At 64.2% G+C, this 19703-nt stretch carries 19 protein-coding genes, 1 tRNA gene and 1 other RNA gene; 11 read left to right on the top strand and 10 right to left on the bottom strand.

Annotated features, from left to right (window positions below; genetic code table 11):
• Window positions 1-2: 2 nt before the first annotated feature.
• The 3 genes from ACNQFN_RS17825 to ACNQFN_RS17815 all read right to left on the bottom strand — a co-directional run bounded on the left by ACNQFN_RS17825 (window position 3) and on the right by ACNQFN_RS17815 (window position 3916).
• Window positions 3-1232: a type II secretion system F family protein gene (locus ACNQFN_RS17825; RefSeq protein ID WP_068637466.1), complete on the bottom strand. Its 1230-nt coding sequence runs from the start codon at window positions 1230-1232 to the stop codon at window positions 3-5.
• 20 nt (window positions 1233-1252) lie between these two features.
• The gene (pilB, locus tag ACNQFN_RS17820; RefSeq protein WP_068637468.1) at window positions 1253-2971 is read right to left on the bottom strand and encodes a type IV-A pilus assembly ATPase PilB; all 1719 of its coding nucleotides are present in this window, start codon (window positions 2969-2971) and stop codon (window positions 1253-1255) included.
• A 111-nt stretch (window positions 2972-3082) separates the two neighbouring features.
• Entirely contained in the window at window positions 3083-3916 is an 834-nt protein-coding gene (locus tag ACNQFN_RS17815; RefSeq protein ID WP_068637470.1) for a cytochrome C assembly family protein, read from the bottom strand.
• A 51-nt stretch (window positions 3917-3967) separates the two neighbouring features.
• Here ACNQFN_RS17815 and ffh point away from each other — a divergent pair, with 51 nt between their 5' ends.
• The 5 genes from ffh (at window position 3968) to gloA (ending at window position 8134) form a co-directional block, all read left to right on the top strand.
• On the top strand, window positions 3968-5338 hold the full coding sequence (gene ffh / locus ACNQFN_RS17810) for a signal recognition particle protein (RefSeq protein ID WP_068637472.1): 1371 nt from the start codon (window positions 3968-3970) through the stop codon (window positions 5336-5338).
• A 22-nt stretch (window positions 5339-5360) separates the two neighbouring features.
• Window positions 5361-6137, top strand: coding sequence for an EI24 domain-containing protein (locus tag ACNQFN_RS17805; protein ID WP_418647142.1), 777 nt, complete (start codon window positions 5361-5363; stop codon window positions 6135-6137).
• Window positions 6134-6883 carry a competence/damage-inducible protein A gene (locus ACNQFN_RS17800; RefSeq protein WP_068637475.1) on the top strand — a complete coding sequence of 250 codons (750 nt, stop codon included), beginning with the start codon at window positions 6134-6136 and terminating at the stop codon, window positions 6881-6883. The genes ACNQFN_RS17805 and ACNQFN_RS17800 overlap by 4 nt, the downstream gene beginning before the upstream one ends.
• On the top strand, window positions 6880-7683 hold the full coding sequence (locus ACNQFN_RS17795; protein ID WP_418647141.1) for a M48 family metallopeptidase: 804 nt from the start codon (window positions 6880-6882) through the stop codon (window positions 7681-7683). The genes ACNQFN_RS17800 and ACNQFN_RS17795 overlap by 4 nt, the downstream gene beginning before the upstream one ends.
• Before the next feature lie 61 nt (window positions 7684-7744).
• Complete coding sequence (gene gloA / locus ACNQFN_RS17790) at window positions 7745-8134, top strand: lactoylglutathione lyase (RefSeq protein ID WP_341643659.1); 390 nt, start codon at window positions 7745-7747, stop codon at window positions 8132-8134.
• Between the two features lie 73 nt (window positions 8135-8207).
• Here gloA and ACNQFN_RS17785 read toward each other — a convergent pair whose 3' ends face one another.
• A complete protein-coding gene (locus ACNQFN_RS17785; protein WP_418647140.1) occupies window positions 8208-9452 on the bottom strand; it encodes a nitronate monooxygenase in 1245 nt (414 codons plus the stop codon).
• 171 nt (window positions 9453-9623) lie between these two features.
• On the opposite strand from ACNQFN_RS17785, the gene ssrA reads away from it, so the two are divergent.
• Both ssrA and ACNQFN_RS17775 read left to right on the top strand, forming a co-directional pair.
• Window positions 9624-9967: a transfer-messenger RNA gene (ssrA, locus tag ACNQFN_RS17780) on the top strand.
• 197 nt (window positions 9968-10164) lie between these two features.
• The gene (locus tag ACNQFN_RS17775) at window positions 10165-11523 is read left to right on the top strand and encodes a tyrosine-type recombinase/integrase (protein WP_418647139.1); all 1359 of its coding nucleotides are present in this window, start codon (window positions 10165-10167) and stop codon (window positions 11521-11523) included.
• A 201-nt stretch (window positions 11524-11724) separates the two neighbouring features.
• Here the strand turns inward: ACNQFN_RS17775 and ACNQFN_RS17770 are convergent, their stop codons facing one another.
• The 5 genes from ACNQFN_RS17770 to ACNQFN_RS17750 all read right to left on the bottom strand — a co-directional run bounded on the left by ACNQFN_RS17770 (window position 11725) and on the right by ACNQFN_RS17750 (window position 14574).
• The gene (locus ACNQFN_RS17770; RefSeq protein ID WP_418647138.1) at window positions 11725-12150 is read right to left on the bottom strand and encodes a hypothetical protein; all 426 of its coding nucleotides are present in this window, start codon (window positions 12148-12150) and stop codon (window positions 11725-11727) included.
• Window positions 12151-12244: 94 nt separating this feature from the next.
• A complete protein-coding gene (locus ACNQFN_RS17765; protein ID WP_418647137.1) occupies window positions 12245-12724 on the bottom strand; it encodes a hypothetical protein in 480 nt (159 codons plus the stop codon).
• Between the two features lie 4 nt (window positions 12725-12728).
• Entirely contained in the window at window positions 12729-13142 is a 414-nt protein-coding gene (locus tag ACNQFN_RS17760) for a hypothetical protein (RefSeq protein ID WP_418647136.1), read from the bottom strand.
• A 112-nt stretch (window positions 13143-13254) separates the two neighbouring features.
• Entirely contained in the window at window positions 13255-13950 is a 696-nt protein-coding gene (locus tag ACNQFN_RS17755) for a hypothetical protein (protein WP_418647135.1), read from the bottom strand.
• A gap of 3 nt (window positions 13951-13953) precedes the next feature.
• Window positions 13954-14574, bottom strand: a complete 621-nt coding sequence (locus ACNQFN_RS17750; RefSeq protein ID WP_418647134.1) for a hypothetical protein — start codon at window positions 14572-14574, stop codon at window positions 13954-13956.
• 1275 nt (window positions 14575-15849) lie between these two features.
• On the opposite strand from ACNQFN_RS17750, the gene ACNQFN_RS17745 reads away from it, so the two are divergent.
• From ACNQFN_RS17745 to ACNQFN_RS17730, 4 genes are read left to right on the top strand one after another with little or no spacing between them, the layout of a single operon-like run.
• Window positions 15850-16047: a helix-turn-helix transcriptional regulator gene (locus ACNQFN_RS17745; protein WP_043218357.1), complete on the top strand. Its 198-nt coding sequence runs from the start codon at window positions 15850-15852 to the stop codon at window positions 16045-16047.
• Between the two features lie 18 nt (window positions 16048-16065).
• The gene (locus ACNQFN_RS17740) at window positions 16066-18297 is read left to right on the top strand and encodes a hypothetical protein (RefSeq protein ID WP_418647133.1); all 2232 of its coding nucleotides are present in this window, start codon (window positions 16066-16068) and stop codon (window positions 18295-18297) included.
• 9 nt (window positions 18298-18306) lie between these two features.
• A complete protein-coding gene (locus ACNQFN_RS17735) occupies window positions 18307-18504 on the top strand; it encodes a hypothetical protein (RefSeq protein ID WP_418647132.1) in 198 nt (65 codons plus the stop codon).
• Window positions 18504-19445 (top strand): hypothetical protein, encoded by a 942-nt coding sequence (locus tag ACNQFN_RS17730; RefSeq protein ID WP_418647131.1) that lies wholly within the window; start codon window positions 18504-18506, stop codon window positions 19443-19445. Before ACNQFN_RS17735 ends, ACNQFN_RS17730 begins: the two co-directional genes overlap by 1 nt.
• 167 nt (window positions 19446-19612) lie before the next feature.
• Here the strand turns inward: ACNQFN_RS17730 and ACNQFN_RS17725 are convergent.
• Window positions 19613-19689: transfer RNA gene (locus ACNQFN_RS17725), tRNA-Ile, on the bottom strand.
• Between the last annotated feature and the right edge of the window lie 14 nt (window positions 19690-19703).

Below are 19703 nucleotides of genomic sequence, written 5' to 3'. Positions count from 1 at the left end.
TCCTAGACGATGGAGCCGAGCTTGAAGATGGGCAGGTACATCGCGACCACCAGGCCGCCGATCACGGTGCCGAGGAAGACCATGATGATCGGTTCGAGCAGTTGCGAAAGGCCTGCGACGGCCTCGTCGACCTCCTGCTCGAAGAAGTCGGCGACCTTGCCCAGCATGGCGTCGAGCTGGCCGGACTCCTCGCCGATCGACACCATCTGCACGACCATGGTGGGGAACACGTCCGAGCTCTGCATCGCCACGGTGAGGCTGGTGCCGGTGCTGACTTCGTTCTGGATCTCGCGCGTTGCCATCAGGTAGATGTGGTTGCCCGAGGCGCCGCCCACCGAGTCGAGCGCTTCCACCAGCGGCACGCCAGCGGCGAACATGGTCGACAGGGTCCGCGTCCAGCGCGCCACGGTGGCCTTGCGGATGATCGGACCGACGACCGGCAGCTTGAGCACCATGCGGTCGACCGCGATCTGCATGGCCGGCGAGCGCTTGTACAGCCAACCGACGACGGCGATGGCCAGGATCGGTATGCCGAGCACGATGTACCAGAACTCGACGAAGAAGTCGGACATCGCGATCACGATCATCGTCGGCGCCGGAAGGTCGGCGCCGAAGCCGGCAAAGACGCTCTTGAATTCGGGGATGACGAACAGCATCATCACCGAGATGACCAGCGCGGCCACCACCATGACGGCGATCGGGTAGAACAGCGCGGACTTGATCTTGCCCTTGATGGCGAGGATCTTTTCCTTGTAGGTGGCGATGCGGTCGAGCAGGCTGTCGAGGATGCCGGCCTGTTCGCCCGCGCTGACGAGGTTGCAGAACAGCCTGTCGAAATGCACCGGGTGCCTGGAGAAGGCCTGCGACAGGCTGGAGCCGGTTTCGACGTCGGTGCGGACATCGTTGAGCAGGCGTGCCAGCGCCGGGTTGCCCGAACCCTTGATGCCGATGTCGAAAGCCTGCAGCAGCGGCACGCCGGATTTCATCATCGTCGCCAACTGGCGGGTGAACAGCGCGATGTCCCGGTCGGAAATCCTGCCGCCCCGCGACATCTTCTGCTGCTTGACCTTGGTGACCAGGATGCCTTGCCGGCGCAGCATGGCGCGAACGAGGGCATCGCCGTTGCTGCGGATTTCGCCGCGGACGATCTTGCCGCTCTTGTCCTTGCCTTCCCAGTTGTAGAGGTGCTCTTTCGGCTCCGTCTGATGCGCTGCCCGGCTTGCGGTTGCCATGTGATCGAACTTCCTTTGCCTTATTCGTTGGTCGTGGCCAGCACTTCTTCGAGTGAGGTGACGCCCTGCCTGACCTTGAGCAGGCCGGACTTGCGCAGGTCGCGCACGCCTTCGCGTTCGGCCTGTGCGGCGATGTCCATGGAGTTCCCACCCGTCATGATGATGTGAGCAATTTCCTCGCTGATGGGCATGACCTGATAGATGCCAACCCGTCCCTTGTAACCGCTGTCCTTGCAGCGCTCGCAACCCACTGGCGCATAGGGCTGCCAGCTGCCGTCGAGGTCTTCCACCGTGAAACCGGCTTCCAGCATCGCTTCGATCGGTATGTCGGCCGGTTTCTTGCAGGAGCATAACCGCCGCGCCAGGCGTTGCGCCGTGATCAGGATCACTGAAGAGGCAATATTGAACGGCGCCACGCCCATGTTCTTGAGGCGTTCGAGCGTGGTCGGTGCGTCGTTGGTGTGCAGCGTGGACAGCACGAGGTGGCCGGTCTGCGCTGCCTTGATCGAGATCTCGGCGGTTTCGAGGTCGCGGATCTCGCCGACCATGATCACGTCCGGATCCTGGCGCAGGAAGGCGCGCAGGGACGCGGCGAAAGTCAGCCCGGCCTTCTCGTTGACGTTGACCTGGTTGATGCCGGGCAGGTTGATTTCCGCCGGGTCTTCCGCGGTCGAGATATTGACGCCTGCCTTGTTCAGCAGGTTGAGGCAGGTGTACAGCGATACGGTCTTGCCGGAGCCGGTCGGGCCGGTGACGAGGATCATGCCGTAGGGCCGTTCGATGGCGTCGAGCAGGGCCTTGCGCTGGTCCGGCTCGTAGCCGAGCGCATCGATGCCCAGCATCGCCGAACTCGGGTCGAGGATACGCATCACGATCTTCTCGCCGTGCAGGGTCGGCAGCGTCGACACGCGGAAGTCGATGGCCTTGTTCTTGGACAGCACCAGTTTCATGCGTCCGTCCTGGGGAACGCGCTTCTCGGAGATGTCCAGGCGCGAGATGACCTTGATGCGGGCGGCGATCTTTTCCTTCAGCACCAGCGGCGGCTGGGCGATCTCGCGCAGCGTGCCGTCGGTGCGTACGCGGATGCGGTAGTACTTCTCGTAAGGCTCGAAGTGAACGTCGGACGCGCCTTCGTTGATCGCGTCGATCAGCACTTTCTGGATGAAACGGACGACCGGCGCGTCGTCGACGTCGTTGCTGCTTTCCTCTTCCGCCTGTGCCTCGCCCGGCGCCTCCTGGTTCAGGAGGTCCATGTCGAAATCGTCGCCGGTGAGTTCCTTCAGCGTTTCCGAGGCGGATTCCGACAAGCCGTCCACCACGCGCTTGAGCTTGTCGGCTTCGGCAACCACCAGATCGAGCTGCATGCCGGTCTGGAAGCGGATCTCGTCCAGCGCGCGCATGCTGGACGGATCGGCGAGGGCGAGCGTGATGCGGTTCTGGCGCTTGGCCAGGGCCACGACCTGATGCTTCTGCATCAGCTTGCGGTCGACCGCGTCGATCGAGAACGTCGCTTTGTCGAAGGCGGCGATGTCGACCAGCGGATAGCCGAAGGTGTCGGCGGCGAAGCGGGCCATGGCCGCGGCGGACAGCAGGCCGCGCTGCGCGATTTCGAGCATGAAGGCGTTGGCGCCTTCGGCGTCCCGTGGCGTGCAGGCGATCGCGTCGGCCTCGGAAATGCGTCCGTGCTGAACGAGAGCCCGAGCGAAGCCGCTCAGGGCTGATTGAGGATTTGCCGCCATGTCTTGCCCTGGACTGAATTGCGGTCGATGTTGCATCCAGGCTCGAGCCTTGTAAAGGCTTCACTGCAGCACGAAGGCAGGCCCCGTGCTCGCCGTCACGGGGGTAGCGGTTCAGCCCGCCCGCTGCAGTACCACTTCGATGACGAAGCGGCTGCCGACGTAGGCGAGCATCAGCGCGACGAAGCCGGCCAGGGTCCAGCGCAGCGCGGTCCGGCCGCGCCAGCCCCACAGCTGGCGGCCGAGCAGAAGCCCGCCGAACAGCAGCCAGGAGACGAAGGCGAAGACCGTCTTGTGGTCGACCCGGAACGCCTGGCCGAACAGGGATTCCGAGAACATCACGCCAGTGATGAGCGTCAGCGTGAGCAGCACGAAGGCGATCGAGATCAGCCGGAACAGCAACGCTTCCATCGTCAGCAGGGGCGGCAGGCACGCCAGCAGCCGGCTGAAGCGGGCGTTGTGCAACTGGCGCCCGGCGATCGACATCAGCATCGCGTGCAGCGCAGCCAGGGTGAACAGGCTGTAGGCCAGCATGGCGATGACGAAGTGCGCACGGAATGCGGGCGAGGCCGCGTTGACGAGAACGTGCTCGCCCGGAAAGATCAGCGGCACGATGCTCGCCACCACGCCGGCCGGCATGATCAGCGTATGCAGGCCGTCCAGCCGGGTATAGAGCGTCTCGACCCAGTAGAAGCAGACCGCCAGCCAAACCATCAACGACATCGCCACGCCGAAGCCGAAGCGCATCTGCCCGTCCGGGAAGATCGCCGTGTGCAGGGCCGCGCCGTGCGCGATCAGCGTCAGCAGCAGGAACAGGCGCTCGCGCAGCGACATGCACGACTGGCCTTTCGCTGCGGGCGCGCGTGCGGCGGTGTAGCTGCGCCAGTACGCGATGCCGACGCCGGCGTAAAGCGAGGCGGGAATCAGATGAAGTAGAATTGAGCGCATATCAAGACGCAAGTTTACTCCAAGTCACCCCCGGACGAAGGCTTCTCGCACATGCTCGACAATCTCACCCAGCGGCTGTCAAAAGTCGTCAAGACCCTTCGTGGCCAGGCCCGCCTGACGGAAGACAACATCCAGGAAGCGATGCGCGAGGTGCGCATGGCGCTGCTCGAGGCCGATGTGGCGCTGCCGGTGGTCAAGGATTTCATCGCCAAGGTCAAGGAAAAGGCGGTGGGCCAGGAAGTCGTCGGCTCGCTGACCCCCGGCCAGGCGCTGGTCGGGGTGGTGCATGACGAATTGCGCAGCCTGATGGGCAGCGCCCACGAGGGCCTGAATCTCGCCGTCCAGCCGCCTGCGGTGGTGTTGATGGCCGGCCTGCAGGGCGCGGGCAAGACCACCACGACCGGCAAGCTTGCCAAGCTGCTGCACGAGCAGCAGAAGAAGAAAGTGCTGGTGGTGTCCACCGACGTCTATCGCCCGGCGGCGATCGAGCAGTTGAAGACGGTGGCGGGCCAGGCGGGCGTCGAGTTCTTCCCCTCGGCCGTGGGGCAGCAGCCGGTCGACATCGCGCAGGCGGCGCTGGACTACGCACGCAAGCACCATGTCGACGTGCTGCTGGTCGATACCGCCGGCCGCCTGGCCATCGACGAGGCGATGATGGCCGAGATCAAGGCCTTGCACGCCGCGGTGTCGCCGGTCGAGACCCTGTTCGTGGTCGACGCCATGCTCGGCCAGGACGCGGTCAATACCGCGCGCGCCTTCAACGAGGCGCTGCCGCTGACCGGCGTGGTGCTGACCAAGCTGGACGGTGATTCGCGCGGCGGCGCGGCGCTGTCGGTGCGCCACGTCACCGGCAAGCCGCTGAAGTTCGCCGGTGTCGGCGAAAAACTCGGCGGAATCGAGCCTTTCCATCCCGACCGCATGGCCAGCCGCATCCTCGGCATGGGCGACATCCTCGGCCTGGTCGAGGAGGCGCGCCGCGGCGTAGATGAGGAAAAGGCGCGCGTCTTCGCGCAGAAGCTCAAGAGCGGCAAGGGTTTCGACCTCAACGACTTCAAGGAGCAGATCGGCCAGATGCGCAAGATGGGGGGGCTGGCGTCGATGATGGACAAGCTGCCGGCGCAGTTCGCCCAGGCCGCCGGGCAGTTGCAGGGCGGCGCGGAAGAAAAGGCCATCGGCCGCATCGAAGGCATCATCAACTCGATGACGCCGCTCGAGCGCGCCAAGCCCGAGATCCTCAAGGCCAGCCGCAAGCGGCGCATCGCCGCTGGCGCGGGGGTGACGGTACAGGAAGTGAATCGCCTGCTGAACCAGTTCGAGCAGACGCAGAAAGTGATGAAGCAGTTTTCCAAGGGCGGCATGCACAAGATGATGCGTGCCATGAAAGGCATGATGCCGGGTGGCCTGCCGGGCATGCCGCGTTGAACACGCCGGGCACGGAGGAGACATGAAGGAGATCCTGATCGCTTTCGGCCGCGCCACGCGCAGCCTGTTCCAGCGCGACATCTTCTGGCACCTGCTGTGGCCGGGCCTGGTGTCGATGCTGATCTGGACGGTGGTCGCGGTGCTCGCCTGGGTGCCGGTGACGGACTGGATCTTCGCCTGGGTGGGCGGCTGGAGCTTCGTCGGCAGCTGGATTTCGGCTTCCGAGGCGACGGCCGCCGTGACCCTGGTGCTGGTCAAGATTGCGGTGGCGCTGGCCTTGGTGCCGCTGGTCTATGTGACGGCAGCGCTGATCGTCGCCGCCATCGCATTGCCGATGATGCTGGAGCGTGTCGCCCGCCGCGACTATGCCGACATCGAGCAACGCAAGGGCGGGTCCAACCTGGGCAGTGCCTGGAATTCGATCCTTGCCGGCGTGCTGTTCCTGATCGCCCTGATCGTGTCGCTGCCTTTCTGGCTGATCCCCGGCGTGGGGCTGCTGGCTTCGGTCTTCCTGACCGGCTGGCTGAACCAGCGTGCCTTCGGCTACGACGCGCTGATGCTGCATGCCGACGACGAGGAACTGGACCGCCTGCGCCGTGACTGGCGGCCGCAGATGCTGCTGCTGGGCGGCGGCAGCGCCTTGCTGGCCTATGTGCCGGTGGTGAGCCTCGTTGCGCCGGCCTATGCCGGTCTGGCTTTCGTTCATTACCTGCTCGACCGGCTGCGCCAGGACCGCCTGGTGCGCGGCGTGACCTTGCTCGATGCCGAAGCGCCCGGCCGGGAGCAGATTCCGCAATGAATTTCGGTGCCCTGATCATCGGCGACGAGATCCTGTCGGGCCGCCGCAGCGACAGGCATCTGGCCAAGCTGATCGAACTGCTCGGCGCGCGCGGCCTCAAGCTGTCGTGGGCGCGCTACTGCGGCGACGACTTCGAGCGGCTCGCCGACACGCTGCGCCAGACTTTCGCCACCGGCGACGCCGTCTTCAGCTTCGGCGGCATCGGCGCCACACCGGACGACCGCACGCGCGAGGCGGCCGGCGCCGCGCTCGGCCTGGAACTCGAATTGCACCCCGAGGCGGAGGCCGAGATTCGTGCCCGCTTCGGCGACGAAACCACCCCCGAACGCCTGCAGATGGGGGTTTATCCGCGCGGCAGCGAGATCGTGCCGAATCCCTACAACCGGATTCCGGGCTTTTCCATCCGCAACCACTACTTCACGCCGGGCTTCCCGAAGATGGCCTGGCCGATGGTCGAATGGGTGCTCGATACCAAGTACGCCCATCTGCACCACGCCGAGGATTACGTCGAGCAGGCCGTCACCGTCTGGGATGCCTACGAAGGCCAGTTGATCGGCCTGATGCGGCAGATCACCGCCGACTTCCCCGATGCGACGCTGTTCAGTCTGCCCACGCTGGCGGAAGAAGGACAGCGTCGATCGCTCGAATTGGGCATGAAGGGTAGGGCTGGGCAAGTGGCCGCAGCGATGGTCTCGATCAAGGCCGACCTGGAGGCACGCGGGCTGGAGTGGCAGGACAAGCCTTGAAGCATGCGCGTAGCGCGGCGGCGAGCGAGGAAGCGCACCGGATCGAGCTGGGTGGGCAATGTGTCGAGCTGACGCTGAGGCGTTCGCCGGCACGGCGCACGCTGGCCCTGCAGATCGATCACCGCGGCGCGCGGGTGTCGGCGCCCTTGCGCACGCCGCTGGCCGAGATCGACGCCTTCATCCGCAATCACGCTGCCTGGCTGCTCGACCGCCTGGGCCGTGCCGCCGAGCTTTCCCGCGCGCCGGTGGTGGTGCCGGCGGATGGCTGCGAACTGCCTTTGTTCGGCCGCCCGATGCGGCTGCGCATCGGCGGCGTGAGCCGCGCGCAATGGCGCCCGGGCAACGACGGCGCGGAGGAACTGCATCTTCCTGCCCGAGCCGATGCCGAGCGCGCATTGCTGCGTGCCCTGCAGGGCCGCGCGCTGGCCTGGTATCGTGGCCGGGTCGAGGAGTACTGCCTGCGCCTGGCCTTGCCGGTGCCGCCGGTGAGGCTGTCGAATGCGCGCACGCGCTGGGGCAGTTGCAGCAGCCTGAGCGGCATCCGGCTGCACTGGCGGCTGGTGCATCTGCCGCCCGAACTCATCGACTACGTGGTGGCGCACGAAGTCGCGCATCTGCGCGAGATGAATCACTCGCCCCGCTTCTGGGCGGTGGTCGAATCGGTCTGCCCGGCTTGGCGCACCGGACGTGCCCGCCTGCGGCAGGCCGCAGCAAGCCTGCCCGTGATCGGCGCCGCCGGTGCGGCGCAGGCGGGCGCTCAGGTCGACACTCAGGTCGACAATCTCGAGGCCGAAGATTGAACGGCCATTCCAGTCGCCGGCCGGTTCCGGCGGCAAATCTCAAGCAGAGGAAGGACTGAACATGAGAATTCTCCACACCATGCTGCGCGTCGGCGACCTGGATCGCTCCATCGCCTTCTACACCGATGTGCTCGGGATGCGCCTGCTGCGCCGGCACGACTATCCGGACGGAAAGTTCACGCTGGCGTTCGTCGGCTACCAGGACGAGCAGGACGGCGCCGTGCTCGAGCTGACCTACAACTGGGGCGTGGACAAGTACGAGCTGGGCACGGCCTACGGCCACATCGCGCTCGAAGTGCCGGACGCGAAGAAGGCCTGTGACGAGATCCGTGCCCGCGGCGGCAAGGTCGTGCGCGAAGCCGGGCCGATGAAGCACGGCACGACGATCATCGCCTTCGTGGAAGATCCGGACGGCTACAAGGTCGAACTGATCCAGAGCAGGACTTTCTGATCCTGGGCCCGGTGTCCGGCACTCCGGCGGCCATCCGGGCGGCGGGAGTGCCGGACACCGGGTTTGCCGCCCGTCAGCCGGGCAGGGCGATCTTGTTGTCGGTGCTGAACTGGTAGTCGTGGAACACGTGCTCGGCCGACAGGATGCGGTAGTCGCCGTTTTCCTCGCGCACCGAGGTGTCCTTGAGCCGGTAGGTGTAGTGGCCGCAGGTCCAGCAGTCGAAGTTGCGCATGTGGGTGCACAGACAGGTCTTGTCGAAGACGCGGATCTTCTTCGCCTCCGGATGGGCGGCGACTTCGCGGTTGTAGGCTTCGATGTACTGGCAGTTGCCGGTCGAGTCGAGCAGGTAGCCGTAGGCTTCGCAATTGGGGCGGATGCCGTTGCCGATCGCCGGGCTGCTCTTGAGCATGCGCATCGGATAGCCGGTGGGCGAGATCTGGTTGACCTCGATCTCATCCTCGCTGGCCTTGAAGTAATGCTGCTGCACGTCTTCCGGCAGACCGCATTCCCTGGTCACGGTGAAGCGTGTCGCGACCTGCACTGCCGCCGCGCCCATCTCGAGGAAATTGACCGCATCCGTGCCGGTGAAGATGCCGCCGGCAGGAATCAGCGGAATGTCGAGCTGCTGTTCCCTCAGCCAGTCGCGGATCTCGACGACGATGGTGGCGAGGTCGTACTGCGCCCAGTCGAGGCCGAAGCCCAGATGGCCGCCGGCGAGCGGGCCTTCGACGACGACGTAGTCGGGCAGCCGGCCGGTGCGGGCGCTTTTCTTCAGGAACAGCTGCAGCGCGCGCAGCGAGCTGACGATGATGCCGAGCCTGACGTCATGGAAGCGCGGATGGTCCTCGATCAGTGCGAACGAACCCAGGTGCAGGCCGGCCGCCAGCGTGATGCCGTCGATGCCGTTGTCCATCGCGGCGCGAAGCCTCGCCCGAAGCGTGTCCTTCGGCGCGTTCATGGTCAGCTTTTCCATGCAGTTGATGAAAATCTGGCCTGCCCCGCGCTTGCGTTCCATCGTGCGGCTGACATGCGTCGCGGTGGCTTCGGCGATCAGGCCGAGGTCGAACTGGACGATGGACTTGTCCGAGTTGGCGACGTTGAACTTGTATTGCTGAAGCTTGTTCTTGACGTATTTCGTGTTGTAGCGGCGATCGGAAACCGTCGGCAGCATCGCGTCCGAAATATGCCCGACGCCGCCCAGGCGGGCGGCCTCGAGGGCGAGGTCGGCTGTCGAGATATCGACACCCATGCCACCCACCATGATCGGCACCAGCTCGTGCGAACCCAGCTTCAGGCGAAAATCGTCAACACGCTTCATTGCATACAGTCCGTTGAATCGGCAGTCCGACATTATCACCCGAGTCGCCGATTCGTCCCAGCCCCGGGCTTCCCCTAAGCGTGGCTGCGGATCTTCCGCGCGGATGCCCGCGGCCCGGCCGGCCTTTGCCGCGCGATGGGACAGCTGTGCTTACAACTCCGGCCGCCAAAGACAGGGATGGGGGCTTGACGCACACGTCTGTCTGCGTACCATAGCGCTCATGGTTGTAATTCCGGCAACCCGGAGGCGTTCTGGACAGGGGTTCGATTCCCCTCACCTCCACCCAAGCGCACGCATTGCGCTTGCTGCAGATGAGTGTGCTTGGGTGGGGGTGTACTGGTTTCGACAGGGCGGGCAAAGGTGAGCAGGCAACCCGAGAGGCGACGGACGTAATCCGCGCAAAACCACAAACGCCAACGATGAGCGTTTCGCTGTTGCCGCCTAACCGGCACAGCTGGGGCCGCTGAAGCCTTATTACCCAAGACAGCCGGTGGGGACTTCGGTCCCCATCGTCACGTCTACGGCTTTGCTCGCCCTTGTCACCTGCTTCCGCAAGCGAATCTCCTTTCCGTTCCGAACGCCCGAACGAAAACCGCCGACCCTTGCGGATCGGCGGTTTTCTGCTTCTGGTGGGCCCCCTGGGAGTCGAACCCAGCACCAACGGATTATGAGACCGGAGCCATAGGATTTCAAAGGACTTCATAAACCTTCAATGGTGATGTCCAACCCCTTGTTTTACGGTGCCTTTTACCCCAATCGTCCTGAAAATTTCCCTTCATGGGGGTTTATTAAAGATCGCCCCCAGTCGCACCACCCACCCAACCACCATGAGGGGACGATTATGGGGAGCATCAAACTTACCGCGACGGCTATCGAGAAGATGCCGACGCCTGCAACACGCAAAGACGTTTATGACGGTGAAGTGCCGGGGCTGGTCCTCCGGCTGCTGCCATCCGGCACCAAGTCATGGAGCTTCACTTACCGGGTCAAGGGTATGCCGCGCCGCCTGTCGCTGGGCGTTTATCCGGGCGTGACATTGAAGCTGGCGAGGGAGCGCGCCCGGGAAGCCCGCGCCGCTGTCCAGCGAGGCGAAGACCCCGTAGAAGACAAGAAGGCCGAGGAACGGGAACGGCTGTATAGCGGCTTCGAGGCTTGCGCCAAGGATTTCGTCAAGAAGTACTGCAAGCCGAAGCTGAAGTCATGGGAGCAAATCGAGAGCGCCTTTGTGCGGCTGGCTATCCCCGAGTTCAAGGATCGGCCCGTCAAGGACATTCGCCGCCGCGATATTGTTGATCTGCTGGAGAAGGTCGCCGCCAAGACGCCGGGGCAGTCCAACCATCTGCGGGCGTACCTCTCCAAGATGTTTAACTGGCTGCTGGAGCGGGAGATTGTCGAGGTCAATCCGGTCGTCGGGATTGCGCAGCGGTACAAGCCACAAGCCAGGACCCGCATCCTGACCGACGACGAGGTTAAGGCGCTCTGGAAGGCAACCGGGCGCATCGGCGGGGCCTTCGGTGACTGTACCCGCCTCCTGCTGCTGTCCGGTATGCGCCGCGACGAGGCGGGGCTGTTGCGCTGGGATGAGGTGAGCGGGGAATGGGCCAGCCTCCCGGCTTCGCGCATGAAGGCAGGCCGCGACTACCGCGCCCCGCTATCGAAGAAGGCGCAAGCCATCATCGAAGGCCGTCCGCGTTTCGACAAGTGCGCCTTTGTCTTTACTACCAACGGCAAGGTAGCCATCAACGGCTGGGGCAAGGCCAAGCAGACGCTGGACCAGTACATGAGCGAGGAACTAGGGGAGCCGGTCGCCGACTGGCGGCTGCATGACTTGCGCCGCACCTGCGCTTCCGGTCTGGCGAAGCTGGGCGTTCGGGCCGAGGTCATCAAGCGCATCTTGGCACATACCCCGCCAGCCGCTGACGTGACGGCATCGGTCTATAACCAGCACATGTACGACGCCGAGGCGCGGCAGGCCATCGAGGCATGGGCCGAGCATGTGGCCAGCCTGACCGACCCCAAGCCCGCCGAAGTCCCAGCCCCCGCCGAGGAAGGGGCCGAAGTCCCGGCCTAACCTCCCGCCCCTGGCCCCCGTAACCGCGCTATACCGGGCGATTGGGGGCCGGGGCGGGCTACCCTATAGCCCCGGCCCGAAACCCCCTTAAATCGCAGGTAACAAGGCCGGGGTTACCTCCAATCGCACCGCCCAGAAAACAGCAAAGGCCCAAGTCCTTGAGGGACCGGGCCTTTTCGCTTGAGACAATCTAATGTGAAATCAGGTCGCCTGATTTTGCTTCCATTTCTGGTACTGCGTCCGCGCCGTGAAGAAGGCGATGCCTTCTTCAACGCAGGCGGCGATGACATCCTTCCGCTTGGCCTCGGGCATCGAGTCGGCGATGGCCCAGACGCGCTTGACCGGGCTTTCGACGGTGGAGGCATTGCGAGCCTTGACCACAGGGGCGGGGGCTTCTTCCTGCTGGGGTTCGTCGGCGGGGGCTTCCTCCGGCACCTCGGGGGCGTCCGGGTTCTGGGCCTCGTCGCGCTCCTGCTCCATGGCTTCGAGGGCTTCGCCTTCGCAGGAGTCCTCGGCCTCGATGGGACGGAATCCGAATTGCCCGTCCTGCTCAACGATCTCGTATTGCTCCAGACCGGCAGCCTTGGCGGCGCGGATGGCGGAAGACTTGGCGGCGTACAGTTTCATGATGTTCCCCTTGCTGGTTGGCGTCAGGGGCCGTTCCCCTGCTCGATGACTCAATAATCAAGCGAGGGCGCAGGGGTGGCACTCGGGGAAGCGATCAATTGTTCGACTCAGCAAGCGCCTTTCGATACTTGCGGACTTGGGTGGCGGCGGTCGCCGGATTGACCCCAGCGGCAATGCAGGCGCGGATGACCTCGCTGGGCTTGGCATCGGGCATGGTCGCGGCAATGGCCCGGACCATCTCGACGGGGCGGATAGTGGTCGATGGCTGCACCGCAGAACGGATGCCCCATCGCTGGGCCTCTGGCGGCTTGGAGGGGGCCAGCCCGGCGAAGGCTCCCGGCTTGATCTGGCCAGCAAGAAACATCCGGCGCACCCGCTCGGCTAGATCCAGGTCGATCCCCGCAAGCTCGGCGACCAGCAGGTAGTCGGGGCTTTCCACCCATTCCCCGTCCTGCTCCTGCAACGCTTGGAAGAAGACAGCGCCGAACAGGTTGTGGATGGCATCGGCTGGTGTGTGCCGCAGGTCCTGCGTCAGCGGCGGCAGGTCGGGGCCGTCGTTCTTGGCGCGGACCATAGGATCACCAGCGGGGCAGGAAGACGGCAGCGGTCTGGTCGAGGTCAAGGCCGGGGGCTTCTCGGTCAAGCGCCGCCTGTAGCGTTTCGCCGGGGTCAGTCAGGTCGATAAGCTGGACGCCCGGAAAGCGCCCCTCCTGCACCATCCAGACGATATGCCCGAGGCGCTGCGCCTTGCGGTCTTGGCTGGCCGGGGCGCTGGTGTCGATGGCGGGGAGGTCAGCGGGTGCCTGCGCTTGCAGTACCCACAGGGGCAGGGCTTCGCGGTCGAAGGTCGGCGCTGGCGCTTGGTCGAGGGGCAGCGGGACGAGGACGGCGAAGGGGCCGCGCTCAACGGTGGCAAGGCGGGTCTGGTAGTTCTGGCTGCTGGCTTTAATCCAGTCGGCCAGCGCGGAAAGGGCCTGTTGGGCTGCGGTCATTTTGGGTCTCCGAATCTTTAATCAGGCGGTTCCGCAACGGGTCGCCTTGGTTACTCAAAGGCTTGGCGTTCGCCCCTCCGGCGAGGTGGTGCCGGAGGGGGTGTCCAGCCCGTCAAATCTCAACGCGCTTGCTGGCCTGCTCCGCGAGGCTGGGCGTGTAGAAGCTGGGCGCAACCTTGCGGATGGCGGCTTCATACTTGCCCGCCAGCTTCGACAGGCCGACGCTGTTGCTCAGGCTGGTGTAGAGGTCCGGCTTGCGCGATTGCAGGGCTTCGAGGCGCAGCCCTTCATGGACGCTGGGAGCCAGCCCGACGAGGAACGAGGGGGAGTGCCAGAGGATGGCTGCAACGTCGTCGTTGTCCGCCATCGCCTGCTTCACTTGCAGCAACCCTTCCGGCGTCTTGGCCTGCTCGCGCACCCAGCTACGAATCTCGCTGTGCAGGGCGCTGCGCTCCGAGCTGGGGCCGAGATGCAAATCAGCCTGCGCCAGCGCTGACGCTTTCAGCTTCTCGGCGTGCGCCTCCAGCGCGGCCTTGGATTTCTCCAGATGGTTGGTCACCTTCTCCGCAAGCTGCTTGGCGGCGGCGTGTTTCTGAACCTCCGTCCGGGTCGGGTCGCCGACCAGCGCCGCAATCTTCTTGGCCGCATCCTTGAGGGTGATATGGGCGCTCTGCACGTCCGGCGCGACATGGGCGTCGATGCCTTTGGGATCGCCCAGCATGGCAGCGAGCCCGGTGTCGAGCTGGGCGTTGTCGAGGAAGCCAGTAGCGGCGGGGTCTTTGACGAGGTACTGCGATTCGATGTTCATGGGTTACTCCTTAACGGTGAGCTTGAGGTGCTGCTGCTGCTTGAGAACGGCGCTTTCCCAGTCGTCCAGTCCGCCCAGCATGGGAACCAACATGACGCCGCCGGGAACCCCGCCGGAGTCGGCTGCCTTCTGGAAGGCTTCCATCTGGCGCTGGCGCATGTCGGCCAGAATCTGGGTGGCAGCCACACGGGCGGCGCTTTCGATGAGGCCGACAACCTCCTTGCCTTCCTCGGGGGCAATCTCCCCTTCGAGGACGGCCCGAAGCAGGGCTTCGATGCTGGTTTCGCCGTCGCGCTTCTCCAGCTTGGGAATCGGGCGGCCCTTGCGAACGGGCGCGATGCGGTCCATGACAAGGCGCATGGCGGTCGGGTCGCCGCGCTTGGCGAGGTCGATGCAATGGCGGGTGATGGCCTCGGCTTCGCCTTCCATCATGTTCTCGATGGCAAGGGTGACTTTGTTGCGGGAGCCTTTCGGACGGCCCGCGCCGCCTCTGATGAAGCGGCCGGTCTTGGCGTCCTTGGCGATGCCGTTGGCGTGTTCGGTGGGGGCATCTGCTGCGGCAGCGGCTTCGGCCTGTTGCTGGGCCAGGGCCTCCGGCGTCAGCTTCCATGGTGGTGTTTTCATTCTCGGCAACCAATAAAACTCAGGGCTGCCGCTATGGTCCCGCCGTAAAAATGGTGGGGCACTTGGAAAGGTGATGCCGTTGAGGCAAAAAAGAGGCCCCGCCAGACGAATCTAGGGGGCCTCGGGGCAGTGCATCGGGCTTTGAACGATGCTCTGGTCACTCTTGCTTACGGACGGCTCCGGGGCAGGGGGACAGTTCCATTCTCGGTGGGCTTTTGCGGTGGGGCTACCCCTTTTTCGATCCCTCCCCGCCAGCCCTACCCATAGCCCCGGCCAAGGCCCCCATCCCTGCCGGTAACAGGCCGTAACCGCGCGTGGGGGCTATTTCGCGGGCTGGGGCATGGGGTAGGGAGGGGCCGGGGCAAAAAGGCCGTGGCGAGGGGGTTTTCTGGTGCCAGCCTACCCCGTAAGGCACCCCTGCCAGCCGGGGCGTTCGTCTAAGTCGTTGTTTCTAATCGCGGGTCGCCTGCTGGACCCGGTGACTATGTATCCGCTCGCCTGTTTTCCTGCATGACCACATGGGGGCCGTCCGGGTCGCGCCTGCCGCGCCGGGTGCCGGTGCTGGACGGCTGGCATCAAGCATCAGTAATCGACTCAAGCGCCCCGCTGGGCCAAGGCAAAAGGTCGGCGTTGGTGCCGCCGTCGCGGGCCTCCCTCGTCGGCTGCTGGTTGGCCTCCAATGACATGCTCCCGGTAAAGATGCCGTTCTAACGGTCGCGTCATCGTTTGGAACTTGCGGGGGCACAGAAGAATGCGCGTTTTACCCCAGATGGACCCCTAATCAAAAAGTTGATTTCTTTAATAAATATAAGGGGTTACTAAATATATGGGGTACAGGGGTACATGGGGTACTTAGGGTAGGGGGTTAGGAAGATTCATCTAATCTGGGTATCTCTCTCTGTATTTCTGTACCCCTTGTACCCCGTACCCCAGACCAGCGGTAACGCCTTGGTGGCATTGGGTTTTTGGCTGGGCACATCCGGGGTAATGGCGGGGTCCCCGGCGCTTTGGCGGCGACTCCGCCCCACCTGTGGCCATGACTGGACCGGATACGGGCACCCTTATATGGAGACCCGGATACTACTCTAAGTGATTGATATACAAGTGAATGGCATCCGCTGTTCACTTGAAGTTCATAAAGGGTCGCTTTTATAATGACCCCATCGCGCGCAGGCTGTGCCTGCATCCGAGGCCTTCGCCAAGGCCCGTACCTTAGAGAGCGGTGCTCTCCGTAGCGCAAGTAATGGCTTCAATTACTTGGACGGAGAACAAACCATGACCGAGAGCGCGATCCTCCGCTACCCCGAAGTAGCTACCCTGCTCAACATTTCCCAAGAGTCGCTTTACCGCTGGCAGCGGACGGGCATCTTTCCGAAGCCTATCAAGTACGGTCCTCGCTGCGTCGGCTGGCCTCGTGAGGTCGTCGAACAATGGCTGGCGGATAAACGCGCAGCCCGCTCCGCACAACAATAACCAGCGGGGACGGCTCAAATGAGAAACAACATTCCGCTGGAGCTGCGACAGCTTCCGCAATGGGTAGTCGCGGCCGCCGATAAGAAGCCGCTAAACCCGAAGACCGGGGGCGCAGCCTCTGTCACTGATTCGACCACATGGGCGGCCTTCGATGTTGCCTGCGCTTATGCCGACCGGCACAGCTTGCGCGTCGGCTTCGTGCTGGCTGAATCCGACCCTTACACAATCATTGACCTGGACGACAAACCCGAGCGCCCGGCGACCGACGAGCAGAAGGCCCGCTTCGCCAAGATCATCGAGAAGTTCGACAGCTACACCGAGCGGTCGCAATCCGGGCGCGGCGTTCATATCGTCGTGCGCGGCAAGATGCCTGCTGGCGTCCATCGGGATGGCGTCGAGGTCTATTCCAGCGCCCGCTACATGATCTGCACCGGCGATGTAATGCGCCCGCTGGAGATTGCCGACCGGCAAGACCTGCTGGACGTGCTGTACGGCGAGATGAGGCCCGCCCCGCAAGTTGAGCTGGAGGAGCGCGAGGAACTGCAAGACGACGCCGGCCTTGTGGAAATGGCGATGCGCGCCACCAACGGGGACAAGTTCAACCTGCTATGCGCTGGTGAATGGGCGGCGCTGGGATATGAGAGCGCATCCGAAGCGGATCATGCGTTGCTGGCGATCCTCGCCTTCTACTCGCCCAGCAACGAGCAGGTAAAGCGCCTGTTCCGAATGTCCGCCCTCGGCAAGCGCGACAAGCACCGGGGCACCGATTACCGGATTGATCTGGCGCTTCGCAAGATCAGGGCGAATGAGCCGGTGCCGGTCGATCTGGAGGCAATGGAGGAACTAGCCGCCCAAGTGGCAACCGCGCCACAAGCGCCCGTCCCGTCCCCCTCCCATAGCCTCGCCCCTCGGCTGGAAGGCCCCGTTACCGGCGAGTTACCGCCCCCTCCGGGCTTGGTCGGCGAGCTGGCCCAGTACATCTACAGTTCGGCTATCCGACCAGTGCCGGAAGTTGCTCTTGCTGCTGCGCTGGGGCTGGTTGCCGGGGTCGCTGGTCGCACCTATTACACCAGCGGCCTGCCTACTGGCTTGAACCTCTACTTGATCCTGCTGGCGAAGACCGGCATCGGGAAGGAAGGGGGCAAGCAAGGCATCAATCGCCTGCTGTCAGAGATCAGCCCCAGCATTCCGACCGTCAGCCGCTTCATCGGCCCGACTTCGTTTGCATCGGGGCAAGCCTTGGTGAAGCACTTCGAGGAACGGCCTTGCTTCTACTCGGTGCTGGACGAGTTCGGCCATACGCTCAAGCGCATCACAACGCCCAAGGCATCCGGTGCAGAACAAGCCCTGCATAGCGAACTGCTGGCGCTGTATTCGCGCAGCGGGCCGGATGGCTTCGTCGGGGTGCAGGCATACAGCGACAAGGAGAAGAACACCGCCGTAGTTCGTGCCCCCAGCCTGACCATCATCGGGGAATCGACCCCGGAGGTCTTCTTCGGCTGCCTCGATAGCGCCTTGGTTCAAGACGGCTTGGTGCCTCGCCTGCTGGTGATCGAATACACCGGAGGTCGCCCGCCACGCAATCGCTACGCAGGCGGCAAGCCGGACGCGACGCTGGTTAGGCGGTTTGCTGATCTGGTTACGGTCGCCGTCCATGGCGAGCAGAACGGCAGCTTTGCAAAGGTCCATCTCGCCGCTGACGCGGAAGCCCTGCTGGATGCTTTTGACAGGGAATGCGATGACCACATCAACGGCGGGAACGCTGCCGAGGTCCAGCTATGGAATCGGGCGCACCTCAACGCCCTGAAGGTCGCCTCTGTCATCGGTGTGGGCTGCAACCCCTACCAGCCGCTGGTCACCGTTGAACATGCCCGCTGGGCGGTTGAGTTTGTCCGGCGCAGCGTTCATGCCGTCCAGTCCCGCTTCGATAAAGGCGAGGTCGGCGGCGGCGATGGTGCCAAGGCCGAAGCGGCAATTCGTACTGCGGTAGCTGACTTCCTCGCCATGCCTCCCGAGAAGCGCGAGACCTACAAGACGCCCAAAGCGTTCCAGACGGGCAGCGTCATCCCGCATTCGTACCTGTACGCGAAGTTGAAGCGGGTGCAGCCGTTCAAGGATGAGCGCCGCCTTCTGGATGAAACCTTGAAGGCGTTGCTCGAAGCCGGGGCACTGCAACAGCTACCGCCGCAGCAAGTGCGGGAGAAATTCAAACTAGACACCAAGGCCTATTGCGTCGGCCATAGCTGGTAGGAGAACAACATGAGCAAGCAGAGCAGTCCCGTCCTTGAGTCCTTCGACGGTTTCATTTCGCAGCCGGTGACCAAGCGCGACTTGGTTCTGGAGCACATCAACGATGCAGGCCGCTACGTACAGCATGGTTCCCCGGAGGGGGCCATCTGGCGACTGGAGGAAGCCTTGAAGCTCCTTCATGGCATGGCAGCAAAGGAGGACAAGTAATGAACGCGATTCACCTTCCCGGGCTGGCCGGAGAGATTACCCAGCACCTCAATGAACAGGCCCCCGTCGCCACTCCCCGGATGGCAATGGGCGGGGCCATTGCCCTGCTGGGGGCCATCGTCGGCGCTGGCTGGGAGTTGCCGCATATTGGCCCTTACCCAGAATCAGCCGTGCGCCGCGTCCTGCCGCACCTTGAGCCGGAGGACTTCCCGACGACCCAGCCCATCGGGCAAAGCGTCATGCTGGTAGCCGACCCGGCGCACGGCAAGGGCGGAATCATCGAAGGGGTTGAGCAACTGCTGGGCGGGCTGCTACGGCAGCGCCCGGACACCTCGGCCATTGCCCAGCGGCTGCTGACCATCCAGCATTTCAACCATCTGGCGCTCGCCGGGATGGAGCCGGAACCCGAGAATGTGGATAGGGTGCGCGGCATCGTCAAGCCTGCAACCTTTGACCGGCTGCTAGACGGCTCCCTGTTCTTGCTGGCCGAATCGACGCCGGATGACTTTGATTACCTGCTGCCGCATTGGTACGAGGGCAGCCCGTTCTACGGCCAGTGCCTGATGATCCGGCACCATGGCCCAAGGGGCGAGAAGAACCGACAACCACATGGGCGGCCGTCCGCCTCCCTGCTGGGCCGTCTGGCCGAGCTGGCGGACCTGGCCCAAGCCGGACAAAAGGTTCTGGTCGAAGTCACCGAAGACGCCGCTGCTTGGTATCGCCTGTTCCTGAGCTTGGACATGGACACCTACAGCGAGCATGGGCCGGTCGGGATGGAAGGCGAATGGGCGCGGCAGTCGTTGCAAGTGGCGGCCATCGTCGCGGTAGGGCTGGACCCTCTGCGCCCGGTCATCACCGCCGAGGTGTTCCGCCTTGCCAGCGACCTTGCAAGCGAAGGCGTCCGGCTGGCCCGCGCTGGGCTGGGGGTGGCTGGGGTGTAACCCCGGCTGGGCTGGGAGGGTGTTTGCACCTCCATCTGCACCACCGGCTTTTGGGGAGGGGCTGGTTTGACTGCACCACCGCCAATCCTAGCTCCCTTGGTGGGGCTGGATGGCGGGGCGGTCGGGCAAAGGCTGGTTTCCAGAAAAAGCCTTGGAAACCAAGGGGTTGGTGGGCCTTCCCGGGCTCGAACCGGGGACCGAGCGATTATGAGTCGCGCGCTCTAACCAACTGAGCTAAAGGCCCGAAAACTTGTATCT

Source organism: Thauera butanivorans (assembly GCF_048398245.1).
GTDB classification, from domain to species: Bacteria; Pseudomonadota; Gammaproteobacteria; order Burkholderiales; family Rhodocyclaceae; genus Thauera; species Thauera butanivorans.
The sequence above is the reverse complement of the archived record's forward strand: the minus strand, read 5'-3'. Positions and strand labels throughout refer to the sequence as shown.